The organism is Synechococcus sp. R6-7, assembly GCF_047461695.1.
Taxonomy (GTDB): domain Bacteria; phylum Cyanobacteriota; class Cyanobacteriia; order Thermostichales; family Thermostichaceae; genus Thermostichus.
On record NZ_JANSHS010000487.1, the window covers coordinates 1 to 12,700 of the forward strand.

Genomic DNA, 12,700 nt, shown 5'->3' on the forward strand with positions numbered 1-12,700 from the left:
TTTCAAGGGCAGCGGGATATCCCCCTCAATGCCACCGGGGAGGAACAGGCAGCCAAGGTGGCAGAATTTTTGGCCACTCAACCCCTGCAACTGGCCTTCTCCAGCCCCCTGAAGCGCCCTTGGGCCACAGCCGATGCCATCTGCAGCAACCACAGCAACCTCATTTTGCGCCCAATGCCCGACTTGCAAGAGATCTGCCACGGCGACTGGGAGGGCAAGCTGCAAAGCGAAGTCGAAGCCGAATACCCCGGCGAGCTGGAGCGCTGGCAACGGGATCCCGCCAGTGTGCAGATGCCCAATGGGGAAAACCTTCACCAGGTGTGGGAGCGCACTCGCTCCGCTTGGCAGGAGCTTTTGGCCATCACCGCAGCCCAGTTTCCTCAGGGCACGGCGGTTGTTGTTGCCCACGATGCCATCAACAAGGCGATCATCTGTCAGTTGTTCGACCTTTCCCCCCAAGCCTTTTGGATCTTCAAGCAGGGGAATGGCGCCATTACGGTGATCGACTATCCAGAAGGCAAGGAGGGTGCCCCGGTTTTGAAGGTGTTGAACCTCACCACCCATCTGTCCGGCCAGATCCTGGACTGCACCACTGCCGGAGCTTTGTGAAGATGGGATCCTCTCCTCTCCGCGAGCTAACAGGACGACTAACAGGACAAAATGTGCATCTCCAGGGAGTGCGCCTGTTGGATCCTTGGCGTCAGCGGGATGAAGTAACCGATGTGTGGTTGCAGGAGGGTCGTCTGCGGGCCACCGAGCCGGCAGGGATCCCTGCCGACATCCCCACCATCAATGGCTCAGGTTGGGTGGTGGGGCCGGGTTTGCTGGATCTGTATGCCCACAGCGGCGAGATGGTTGGCAGCGGTCGCGTAAGCGGTGCGGAGCACTTTCTGGCCCACAGTCGGGAAACCCTGACCTCTTTGGCTGCAGCGGCTTTGGCGGGAGGCTTTACCCAGGTGGGGCTTCTGCCCACCCCCCTTCCTGGAACCGGCCTATTTCCGGTGCTGGATCGCCCGGAACACCTGAACCGCTACCCCCGCCAACGTGGGGATCCCCGCTGGCTGCCCTGGGCTGCCCTGAGCGTGGGTGGCCAAGGAGAAACTCCAACCCCCTGGGGAGAACTGGCGCAAGCGGGAGCAGTTGGTTTTGCAGAAGTTCAGCCGCTGCGCTCCCTGGCTTTGGTGCGGCGGGCTCTGGAGTATTTGCGGCTGGGGAAGAAACCCCTGCTGCTCTGGGCCTGGGATCCCACCTTGGCCGGGCAAGGTAGCCTCTACGAAGGGATCTGGGCGCTGCGCCTGGGGCTGAAAGGGATCCCTGCCAGTGCTGAAACTGCCGCTCTGGCCCGTCTCTTGGAGGTGATCAGGAGCGTTCCTTCCCCCCCGCCCGTGCACATCATGCGCCTGAGCCAAGCCCGCAGCCTGGAGCTGATCCAACAGGCCCAAGCCGAAGGACTGCCGGTTACCGCCAGCGCCACTTGGATGCACCTGATCTTGTCCGAAGAGGCCGTCTTTGAGCACCGCTACGATCCCCACCTTCGCCTTCTGCCCCCTCTTCCCAGCGCTGGCGACCGAGAGGCTCTGATCGCCGGGATCCGTTCCGGCAGCCTGGGGATCGCGACGGATCACCACCCCTACACCCATGAAGAGAAAACCCTGCCCTTTGCCGATGCCCCGCCGGGGGCGATGGGCCTGGAGCTGGCTCTGCCGCTGCTGTGGCAACATTTGGTGGCAACGGGATCCCTGACAGCGCTGCAACTGTGGTCTGCCCTCAGCCTGTACCCGGCCCGCTGCCTAAACCTAGATCCGCCCACCCTCACCCCCCACAGCGACTGGGTGCTGTTTGATCCCACCCACCCCTGGACGGTTTCTGCGGCCACCCTCCACTCCCGATCGCCAGCGACTCCCTGGCTGGAGAAAACCCTGTGCGGCAAGGTGTTGCACACCCATGTCGAGGGGATCCCCTCCGGCAGCTCCACCCCTCGATCCTGAAGAAGGCCGACAAGACCTGTCCGGAGAAAGAGCCAATTCAAAGAGGGGGATCCCTTCCCGCCAGCGGGACGGGGTCCCGAATTCAAAACTCCCCGGCCAGAGCGGCTACACAACGCTCACACAGCTCTGGATGTTCGGCAAATTCCCCCACACGGGTGGAATAGTTCCAGCAGCGCACGCACTTTTGGCCGTCAGCCGGAAAAACAGAGACCTCCAAGCCTTGACCTGAGGTTTTCTCCAGTTCCACCTGTGAGGTGATGAACAAGTAGCGCAACTCGGCAGCCCGCTCCTGCAAAAGAGCGTATAGGCCGGGATCCGCTACCTTCAGGATTACCTTGGCCTCGGTGGAAGCGCCGATGGGCTTAAAGGACTCCGTCCCGCTAACGCGACCGGTACGGGCTTGCTCCAGAGCCTTGTTCACCTCTTGGCGCACCTCTCGCAGCTGCTCCCAAATGGCCGCCAACTGGGGATCCCGCCAGTGCTCCGGCAGCTTCATCCACCCCCCCTCAAACACCGAACGGGTGGGCTTGGGATAGGGCAGATGGCTCCAAATCTCTTCGGCCAGGTGGGAGAGAACGGGGGCGATGGCCTTGGCCAAGTTCTCCAGCAACAGGGAGAGCACCGTTTGACATTGGCGCCGCCGTAGACTTTGGGCATGGCTAATGTAGAGGCGATCCTTGGCAATATCCAGGTAAAAGTTGGAGAGATCCACCACACAAAAGTTCTGAATCGCCTGGAAAAAGCGGTAGAACTGATAGCTGGCAAAAGATTCGCCGATCTCGGATCCCACCTCGTGCAGGCGGTGCAAAATGTAGCGGTCTAGCTCCGTCAAGGCTTCAAAAGGAACGGCATCCTGAGTTGGATTGAAGTCGTAGAGGTTGCTCAGCAAAAAGCGAGCTGTGTTGCGGATTTTGCGATATACATCCGCCATTTGCCCAAGAATGGTCTTACCCAGCGGCACATCCCCGGAGTAGTCCACACTGGAGACCCATAGGCGCAGCACATCTGCCCCATAGGCGGGATCCGTCTGGGGATCTTTGCCGCCGTTGATTAACACCATCGGATCGATGACATTCCCCAGGGACTTGCTCATTTTCTGGCCCTTCTCGTCCAGCACAAACCCATGGGTGAGCACCGCTTTGTAGGGGGCATGGCCGTTGACGGCCACGGAGGTGAGCAAACTGGATTGGAACCAGCCTCGGTGTTGGTCGGAGCCTTCCAAATACAGATCCACCGGGTAGCCCAACCCCTGCGCCTTGGCCACTGCCGCCCAGGAGGAGCCGGAGTCAAACCACACGTCCATGGTGTCCATCCCTTTGCGGTAGGTGCGGCCATTGTGGCGGTACTTCTCCGGCAGCAACTCCTCCACCGGGCGCTTCCACCAGGCGTCGGATCCCTCTTGGGCGAAGATGGCCTTGATGTGGTCGAGGGTCTCGGCGGTGAGCAGAACCTCGCCGGTTTCTTCGTCGTAAAAGACGGGGATGGGCACGCCCCAAGCCCGCTGGCGGGAAATACACCAATCCGAGCGCTCCGACACCATAGCAGTGATGCGGTTTTCCCCGATGGCCGGGATCCATTTCACGGTTTTAATGGCCTGCAGGGCCAGCTCCCGGAAGCCAGCTACAGACGCAAACCACTGCTCGGTGGCCCGGAAAATCGTTGGCTCTTTCGTGCGCCAGTCGTAGGGATATTTGTGGTTGTAGGGCTCTTCCTTGAGCAAAGCCCCCGCAGCCTGCAGAGCCTGGATGACAGCAGCATTGCCGCTGGTCTCCGGCTTCTTGGAGAGCACATCCAACCCGGCAAACTGGGATCCGGCCTCGGCGGTAAATCTCCCCTGATCGTCCACAGGGCTGAGAATGGGCAGACCATACTTTTGGCCGGTTTTGAAGTCATCTTCCCCATGCCCCGGAGCTGTGTGCACAATGCCGGTGCCGGACTCGGTGGTGACATAGTCCCCCAGCACGCAGAGGCTGGCGCGGTCAAAGAGGGGGTGCCGTCCTTGACTGTATTCCAGGGCGGATCCCGGCAGGGTGGCCTTGATCTCCAGAGGCGTCTCCAGAACCTTCTCCAGCCGCTCCCGCAGATCGGCGGCGATCAACAGCAGGCCGAAGCGGGGAGACTCCACCACTGCATAGGTGAGCTTGGGGTTAAAGCAGAGAGCCAGGTTGGCCGGGATCGTCCAAGGGGTGGTGGTCCAGATGGCTGCCCGCAGGCCCGGCATGAAAGGCTCCAAAACCGGCTGCGCCGCCGGACTCAGGCTCTGTAGCGGAAAGGCCACGTAGATGCTGGGGGAGATGTGGTTGTCGGGGTACTCCAGCTCCGCTTCCGCCAGAGCCGTCTGGGAGCTGGGGCTCCAGTGGACGGGTTTGAGGCCGCGGTAGATGTAGCCCTTGAGGGCCATTTGTCCAAACACCTCAATCTGTGCGGCTTCGTACTCCGGCGACAGCGTCAGGTAGGGCCGATCCCAGGATCCCCATACCCCCAGGCGCTGAAAACTGGCCCGCTGCACATCAACGTAGTGCAGGGCGTACTCCTTGGCTTTTTGTCGCAGCTGCAGAGGGGTGAGGTTTTCCCGCTCCTGCGGAGTGAGGCTTTGCAACACTTTCAGTTCGATGGGCAGGCCGTGGCAATCCCAGCCGGGCACATAGCGCACCTTGCGCCCTTGCAAGATGTGGTACTTGTTCACAATGTCCTTGAGGATCTTGTTGAGGGTGGTGCCCATGTGGATATCGCCATTGGCGTAGGGCGGTCCATCGTGCAGGACAAAGGGATCCCCAGGATTGTGGTCGGCAAGGCGTTGGTAGATTTGCTCTTCCTGCCAAAAGGCTTGAATGGCGGGTTCTCTCTTGGCGGCCTCTGCCCGCATGGGAAACTGAGTTTGGGGCAGGTTGAGGGTACTTTTGTAGTCCACGGCAACTCGAGCAACCTAAAGGGCGTCCTTCTATCCTACGCTGTCGCCTCATCCTCAGCAGTCCATCCCTCACCCCTCTTGTGGGACAGGGGATCCGAAGCCCACGGTCACCCAGAGCGCCTGGAGCTCTCAAACGGCTCCAACAAACCACCGCATGAACTCCCTGATCGAGAAAACAAGAAGAGATTTGTGCTAGTCTCAGGGTGTCGTTTAGTAAGGGAGGTTCCTGCGGATGCCAGATAGTAGTAGTTGTAAGGGTCGTCAAGTTGGGTTCAGCCGGCTGTGCGCCGGGGCTGTTCTCTAACGGTCTGAACTTAGATCCTTCAGTCTGCTGAAGAGTCTTCACGTTCTGGCTCGCTTGGAGTTCCTCCCGGCAGTCAGGTTCCAGTTGAAGGCCCGCTAGACCGCTCTTTCCCTGACCGCCTGTTGTTGCCTTGGGGGTGGGAGAGAGCGGATAGTTTTGCAGATAGCTGTAGCGGGGCTTGGAATGGACGGGCGTCTGAAGATGCCAATATTTCTTGAGGTTGGGTCCTTTCAAGACACCTCGACCCAACCTTTCGAGACCCCTCGGGATTGTTCGGTCAATTGCTGGCAGGAGTGGGGCGATCCACCACCGGAGCACCAAGGGAGTCGCCGCTATCGCAACCGCTCAAAAATAGGGCCAGCACCAGAAAGCAAACAAGCTGAGGGGCGCATAGTTTCCCATCGTGACATCCTCCCGACGCTGACCCTACGGGTACAGCGCGGGCTTCCTAACCTCACGGTTAGGCATTCCTGCCCCACGCCACTTATCTAGGTCATAGACCCCCGACAGAACGACTTGGCAGGCTGTTTCCGTTCCCCAGAGTCCCTGGGCTACTAAATTCTCTAGTCCACGATGCAAAACCATTTCTGCTGCTGCATGGTCACGATGAGTTCGATACCCACACTCAGGACAATGATGCTCCCTTGCTGTCAACGTTTTGCTGACAGTAGCAAAACATTTGGGACAGGTTTGGCTAGTCCCGTTGGAGTTGACTTTAGCGAAGTACACTCCACGTTTCCAGCACACCCATTCCAACAGAGACAGAAATTGTCCAAAAGCGACATCGACACAATCTTTTCGCAGCATTCCCCGTGTCAAGCCTGTGACATTGAGGTCTTCTGCAAAGATGGTTTGCGCTTGGTCACAAAGCTTATGAGCCGTCTTTAGGTGGAAATCTTTACGACGGTTCGCAATCCGATGGTGCATTCTGGCAACTTTGATTTGTGCCTTCTCCCAGTTTCGTGACCCCTTCTGTTTTCGTGCCGCTCTGCGTTGCAGCAATTTCAGCTTGCGTTGCATCGACCTAAAAAACTTGGGTCGCTCCTGGAAGCTGCCATCTGAAACCGTCAAAAACCGTTCCAATCCCAGATCAATCCCAATCGCACGACCGTGAACCGGAGCATCGGGAATCGATATGTCCGATTCGATGGTAACGACGACATACCATTGCGTCCCCCTTACCTTGGACAGTACCCTCACCTGCTTGACCTTGAACCCATCTGGGATAGGACGATGCAAGTTGATAGGCACTTTTCCTATCTTTGGTAGCTTGATACTGCTGCCGGAGATGGGATTGTCCTTGAACTGGGGAAACACAAAAGACTTAAATTGGCCTTGTTTCTTGAAACGGGGAAACCCATATCCCCGCTTCTGGAATGCCTCCCAAGTATCATGCAGCCTGCGAATCGTAGTCTGCAAGACCTGAGAATGCACCTTGGCCAAATGCGGGAATTGCTTCTTTGCTTTGGGTAGGTTATTTTGCTGACGATAGCAAGACGGGAATGGCTCATCGGCAGGAATGATGTATTCCTTCTCCAGTGAGCATCTGTCTATGGGACACTTACGGGAAGCAATCCAGTCTTTGAGTTCGCGCAAAGCGTAGTTGTACACGCCTCTGCACGTCTCAAGCCACGACCGCAGCTCGGCCTGCTGTGCGGCATCTGGATAGATCCGGTAAGTGTAGTTCATGGTCAGCATAGTGGCAGTTTACCACAAGCTATAGCTGCTGGTAAATACTTGTCTTATCCCATCGAGAGAATCGACAAGTGCGGGGAGTCCATGTATCCCGACGCTGATGCTTTGCATACAGCGCGGGACTTATAGCTCCCCGCGCCCCTCCTTTGTTAACAAGCTCAACTGCCTGTCCAGATTACCCCAGAGCCATTCCTCATCATCCTGAAGATTTCCTAAGGGACGGTGGGGATGGCCAGGGATCCCTCCAGAGCCAAGCGATCGCTGACGATAAGACGCCGACTCTCCAGCGTGATGCCCGTTTGGTTAACCAACATCACCGAGATCCACTCAGCACCGGGTTCTTGGGGAGCATCCGCCTGTAGGAAGATCCCTCCGGCCTGTAGAGGTTCGAGAGCAAACGAGGTCACCTCTGGGTAGCCCGCCCCGGCAACGGGTTGTTCGGCAACGGCGCCCAACAGCAAAGAGTGGGTGAGAGGCTCTGCCACAATCGCCTGCAGCGAATAGGTGGATCCCGGTTTGACCACCTCCGGCAGGTTCAAGGTGACGGTGGGAGGGGCAGATCCAGAGGTGAGGGTGCTGGCCTCCCGCAGCACTTCTTGGTCAATCAACAGCAGTTGTCCGGGATTGGCTGGATCCGGGCGATAGCGATTGCGCACCAGGGCAGAGGCTTCTACCTGAAAGTCCCCCCGCACCGAGGATTGGGATCCCTCTACTTGGCTGAGAATATCCGCAACAATCTCAGGGCCCACCTGCCGCCAGGAGAGGATCTGGGCCGAATAGGTGAGCTTGGGATGAGAGCTCCACAGCTTGCGGATGGCACCTTCCACCTCTTCCCGGTCCAGCCCATCTCGGTGGCGGAAGTCGGGGCTGTAGCCGGCCATCACCCCTGGCAAATCCCGCCGGTTGGCGGCGGCCACCTGCTGGCTTAGCCACTCCACCAGGGCGGCTGGCGGTGGGCTGGAAACTTGCCGCTGGATCCCACTTTCTAGGGGCATCGGGGCAGCTTGGGCCCAAGCTGAGGACTCCGTCCGGCTGACGTGACCGGCTGTCAATCCAAGGGGGATGCTCCAGCTCACGGCCAGAGCAAGGGGCCAAAGCAGTTGCGGAAAGTTAGATCGGGATTTCAAGCCATGGGCCTCCAGCAGGCAAATCTGGATCCCAGTCTAGCCTCAGGGCAGTTGGGATCCCAAAGTCCAGACCAGATAAGATCGATTGGAATAAGCTTTGGCTCATAGCGCCTGTTCTCCATGGCTCCCCAGCACTCTCCAGCTTTCTTGGCCCTGGTCAACGAGGCCAAAAGCCGCATCCAAGAACTGACAGTCGAGCAGGTCAGGCAAAAACAACTGCAAGGGGATCCCTTCTATTTTGTGGATGTGCGGGAAGAGTCGGAGTGGCAAGCCGGCCACGCTGCCGGAGCCATCCACTTGAGCAAAGGGATCATTGAGCGGGACATCGAGAGGGTGATCCCCGACAAAGAAGCGGAGATCGTCCTGTACTGCGGCGGCGGGTTTCGTTCGGCGTTGGCAGCCGATAATCTACAGAAAATGGGCTATCGTCGGGTGATCTCGATGGATGGGGGCATGCGGGCTTGGCGGGAAGCGGGTTTTCCTGAGGAGCGCTAGAGCTGGCGGATTTCTTCCCTCACCCATAGGAAGAGGGAGGTATTGGCTGCTATCTGGCTGCTATCTGAAATGGCCGACCACTGAAGGCGGGAAGTGGGGGCGGCCCAACCTTGTTTAGAATGGCGATAGCCTGGCCGTTTAGCTTTACCCCTCTGCCATGCTCCAAACCCTGCCCCGCCTGGATGTTGCTGCCCGTTTGCAGCAGTTGCGCCAGCTTCTGCGAGAACAAGATCTGGATGGCTTTTGGGTTCCCTCTGCTGATGAGCACCTCAATGAGTATTTGCCGGAACATCGCAAGCGGCGCCAGTGGATCACAGGCTTTACCGGCTCGGTGGGGGATGCCTTGATCACCCGGGACAGGGCTTGGCTGTGGGTGGATCCCCGCTATCACGAACAGGCGGAGCGGGAGGTGGATCCCAACCTATTCACAGTGATCAAAGGAGGTCTGCCGAATCAGCCCAGCCTGATGGAGATTGTGGAAGAGCTGGGATCCGGCTTTCGCCTGGGGGTGGATCCCTTTACGGTGGCGGTGGCCACCTATCGCCAGTTGCAGGCCCATGCCCAAGCGGGAGGGGTGCTCTTGATCCCGGTCATGGAAAACTTGGTGGATAAGCTGGCTCAGGGATCCGCTCCTGTCGCTCCCTTTGACCGGCCCATTGACTCGGTACCCACCCACCTAAGCGGGGCCACCCCTGCAGAAAAGCTGGCCCAAGTCCGGCAGGAGATGCGCCGCAAGCGGGTGGGACTGTTGCCCCTGACCAAATTGGATCAGGTGGCCTGGCTGTTTAACCTGCGGGGATCCGACATCCCCTACAACCCAGTGTTTTGGGCCTATGCTTTGGTCAGCCTAGATAGAGCGGCTCTATTCACAGATCTGGAGCGGCTCAGTCCCCCATCTCGGCAATTTCTGGCAGAAGCCGGGGTGGAACTCTGGCCCTACGAGACCTACAGCCAACAACTGCCCCAATGGGCCAAGAGCTATGCGCCGGTGGGCTTGGATCCCAAGCAGACCACCCAGGGCACTCAAGAGCTGCTGCAGGATGCGAGCTGCCGCGAGCTGGAGCACCCGGTGGAAGCCCTCAAGGCCGTGAAAAACCCCACCGAGCTGGAGCAAATGCGCCGCGCCAACCGCAAGGCCAGCCGGGCCAAGATTCGCACCCTGGCCTGGATCGACCGGCAAATCCAACAGGGGATCCCCGTCACTGAAGCCGACGTGGCCGCGATCATGGAGGCCCACTACCGGGAGGAAGGGGAGTGGGTGGGTCTGAGCTTCAATACCATTGCCGGGGCAGGAGCCAACAGCTCCATCATCCACTACGGCACTCCGGATCCCCAAAAGCTGCTGCAGCCGGGCGAACTGTTTTTGTTGGACTCCGGATCCCACTACTTGGGGGGCACCACCGACGATACCCGCACCGTTTGGATTGGCCCGCAACCCGCGGATCCCTTGTGCAAGCGGCGCTATACCGAGGTGCTCAAGGCCCACATTCAATGCGCCCGCCAGATCTTCCCCCCCGACACCTATGGAGTCTCGTTGGATGGGATCGCCCGCTCTACCCTTTGGCAGGCCGGGCTGGACTATGGCCATGGCACCGGCCACGGTGTCGGCGCCTTTTTGAATGTCCACGAGGGGCCCAACGGGATCCACCGCCGCGCCAACACCCCTCTCAAAGTGGGCATGATCAACAGCATCGAGCCGGGCTACTACCAGCCGGGATGGGGTGGGATCCGCCTGGAGAACCTCTACGAGGTGATTGCCATTCCCGAGCCCGAGGGCTGGATGGGCTTTCGCTCCCTGACTTGGATCCCTTTTGATGGGCGCTTAATCGATTGGGAACTGTTAAACGAGGTGCAGCGAGCCTGGCTGGACGAGTATCACCGGCAGGTTTACGCCATGCACTACGCCACCTTGCCAGAACAGGATGCCGCCTGGTTACGACGCGCCTGCGGACTGAGCTGATGTACTCGCAAAAGCGTTGCGCGGCGATTACAAATCCCCTGGCAAAGAACGCAGGAAGGATCCCCGCAGTTGACCACATGCGGCATTGCCATCCAAGCCACGGGTTTGGCGCACAGTGGCCCGCACTTGGTGCTGTTCGAGCTGGCGGACGAACTCTCTGACCCGTGTCGGGTGGGGGCGTTGATAGTCAGCTTCAGAGATGGGGTTGTAAGGGATCAGGTTCACGTGCAGTTGCACCCCTGACCGGCTGGCCTGCTGCAGCAATTGCGCCAGTTGGCGGGCATGAATGGGCAGATCGTTGACCCCCGACAGCAGGGTATATTCAAAACTGACTCGCCGCCCGGTGCGCAGCATGTAGTCGCGGCAATCCTGGATCAGAGTGTCCAGAGGGTAGTGGGCTGCCGAAGGGATCAACCGCTGCCGCAGGTCTTGATTGGGGGCATGCAAGCTGACGGCCAGGGTAACTTGCAGATCCTGCTGCGCCAGCCAGGCAATTTGCCGGGGTACCCCCACCGTCGAGAGGGTGATATGCCGTTGGCCGATGCCGATATCTTGATTCAGGCTGCGGATGGCTTGTACCACCGTATCGCGGTTGAGCAGGGGTTCCCCCATGCCCATAAAGACCACATGGCTGACGCGACGGCCAAAATCTTCCTGCACCGTCAACACCTGATCCAGAATCTCGTGCAGCTCTAGGTTGCGCCGGTAGCCCATCTTGCCAGTGGCACAGAAATCGCAGGCCATCGGGCAGCCCACCTGAGAAGAGACGCAGACCGTCAGACGCTTGGCCGTTGGGATCCCTACCGTTTCGATCAACTGCCCATCCGCCAACCCCAGCAGAAACTTCACAGTACCATCGCGGGCCTCTGTCCGCTGCACAATGCGCGAGCGTCCCACTGGGTAGCTTTGCACCGCCTCTCGCCAAGCCCTAGGAAACACCGTCACCTGTTCCAGGGAGCGGATCCCTTTTTGGTAGATCCAAGCATGCAGCTGTTGCCCGCGATAGGCCGGCTGTCCTTGGGCAACCGCCCAGTCTTTCAGAGCAGACAAGGATTGCCCCAGCAGCGGAATGGGTAGGGCCGACATCAATACCATCTTAGACGAGATCTCAAGAGGCACAGGAGTCCGGCTCCTCTACTCTAGCCTGTCCCTGCAACCCAATCCCCTTCAAGAACTCCGTCCGAGTGGCGCGAACGGCCTCGTCGCCACAGGGTTGCGGTTCCCCTGCCCATGGCAACAACTCCGCCAGAGACAGGGCGGGTGACGGTAAGCAACAATGCTCTCTTAAATCCCTTAAATTCCCTTAAATCAAGTTGCCCAAGGGCTTTTCCACCCCGCACTCAAGTACAGGGCTACCAAGCTATTCCCTGGTGTAGTTTTGTAGAGTGTGTTATGGAGTGCGCCATCGGGACGGAGTCCCTGACAGTTGGACAAAGTCTGCAGGATCAGGAGCGCTCGATCTGAATCTTCTCGATTTCAATCCATTGAATCCATCTGAACCTATGTCTGTTTCCCCCCAACTGGCCCAACTGGCCACCTGGATGGCAGGGCACTTCAACAACCTGCAGCAGGCGCTCGCAGAGCCCGTCTGGTTTGCCAACATTCATGTGTACCAATGCCCCTTGCCTTGGTCGGTGTTGCAGGGGGTGGGGTTTTACGTGGAGCAACTGTACGACATTTATCCTGAGCAGCCTTACCGACAGCGGGTGATCCACCTCTTCGATACTCCAGATGGGATCCGGATTCAAAACTATGCTCTGACAGCTCCTGACTCCTACAGGTGCGCCGGTCGGGAGTTGTTGCTAAGCAACGCTTACGCGAAGGGGAAATTGGCCGGTCTGACAGCAGCGGAGTTGGAACTCTTGCCCGGCTGTGTCACCCAGGTGGAATGGACGGGATCCTGCTATCGGGGCCGCAGCCTGCCCGGCAAAGGCTGTATTGTTGAACGCAAAGGCAGAACCACCTATTTGTACAGCGAGTTTGAGATCGGAGCCGACTACTTTCACAGCTTGGATCAAGGTCGGGATCCGGAGACCGATCAAGTGATCTGGGGATCCCTATCCGGGCCTTTTCGGTTTGTCAAAAAACAGGATTTTTCCCAGTACCTACCCCGGTGGGCTGAAGTGCTGAACCATGAGGCTGCTGGAGCGACTGGTTGAGCAGCTGCGGGCGCTGGGGATCCCGTTCGCGTCGTCAGCTAGAAATCGCAGGAGCCCCGCA

General features: G+C 58.9%; 9 protein-coding genes. 5 read left to right on the forward strand and 4 right to left on the reverse strand.

The window, feature by feature from the left end; genetic code table 11:
- The coding region (locus NW815_RS13150) for a histidine phosphatase family protein (RefSeq protein ID WP_414416103.1) at positions 1-609 on the forward strand (609 nt) is incomplete at its 5' end.
- 2 nt (positions 610-611) lie between these two features.
- Positions 612-1,988, forward strand: coding sequence for a dihydroorotase (locus NW815_RS13155; RefSeq protein WP_414416104.1), 1,377 nt, complete (start codon positions 612-614; stop codon positions 1,986-1,988).
- 82 nt (positions 1,989-2,070) lie between these two features.
- On the opposite strand, the gene ileS is transcribed toward NW815_RS13155, so the two are convergent.
- The 3 genes from ileS to NW815_RS13170 form a co-directional block, all read right to left on the reverse strand.
- Complete coding sequence (gene ileS, locus NW815_RS13160; protein WP_414416106.1) at positions 2,071-4,854, reverse strand: isoleucine--tRNA ligase; 2,784 nt, start codon at positions 4,852-4,854, stop codon at positions 2,071-2,073.
- A gap of 775 nt (positions 4,855-5,629) precedes the next feature.
- Positions 5,630-6,892 (reverse strand): RNA-guided endonuclease InsQ/TnpB family protein, encoded by a 1,263-nt coding sequence (locus NW815_RS13165; RefSeq protein ID WP_414390382.1) that lies wholly within the window; start codon positions 6,890-6,892, stop codon positions 5,630-5,632.
- Positions 6,893-7,110: 218 nt separating this feature from the next.
- Positions 7,111-7,974 (reverse strand): hypothetical protein, encoded by an 864-nt coding sequence (locus NW815_RS13170; protein ID WP_414416105.1) that lies wholly within the window; start codon positions 7,972-7,974, stop codon positions 7,111-7,113.
- Positions 7,975-8,145: 171 nt separating this feature from the next.
- Between NW815_RS13170 and NW815_RS13175 the strand changes: the two genes are divergently transcribed.
- Both NW815_RS13175 and NW815_RS13180 read left to right on the forward strand, forming a co-directional pair.
- On the forward strand, positions 8,146-8,520 hold the full coding sequence (locus NW815_RS13175) for a rhodanese-like domain-containing protein (protein WP_011432658.1): 375 nt from the start codon (positions 8,146-8,148) through the stop codon (positions 8,518-8,520).
- A 157-nt stretch (positions 8,521-8,677) separates the two neighbouring features.
- On the forward strand, positions 8,678-10,480 hold the full coding sequence (locus NW815_RS13180; RefSeq protein ID WP_414390387.1) for an aminopeptidase P family protein: 1,803 nt from the start codon (positions 8,678-8,680) through the stop codon (positions 10,478-10,480).
- Positions 10,481-10,507: 27 nt separating this feature from the next.
- Here NW815_RS13180 and rlmN read toward each other — a convergent pair whose 3' ends face one another.
- Positions 10,508-11,566 (reverse strand): 23S rRNA (adenine(2503)-C(2))-methyltransferase RlmN, encoded by a 1,059-nt coding sequence (gene rlmN / locus NW815_RS13185; protein WP_414349738.1) that lies wholly within the window; start codon positions 11,564-11,566, stop codon positions 10,508-10,510.
- A 416-nt stretch (positions 11,567-11,982) separates the two neighbouring features.
- Here rlmN and NW815_RS13190 point away from each other — a divergent pair, with 416 nt between their 5' ends.
- The gene (locus tag NW815_RS13190) at positions 11,983-12,639 is read left to right on the forward strand and encodes a chromophore lyase CpcT/CpeT (protein ID WP_414384413.1); all 657 of its coding nucleotides are present in this window, start codon (positions 11,983-11,985) and stop codon (positions 12,637-12,639) included.
- Positions 12,640-12,700: the final 61 nt, after the last annotated feature.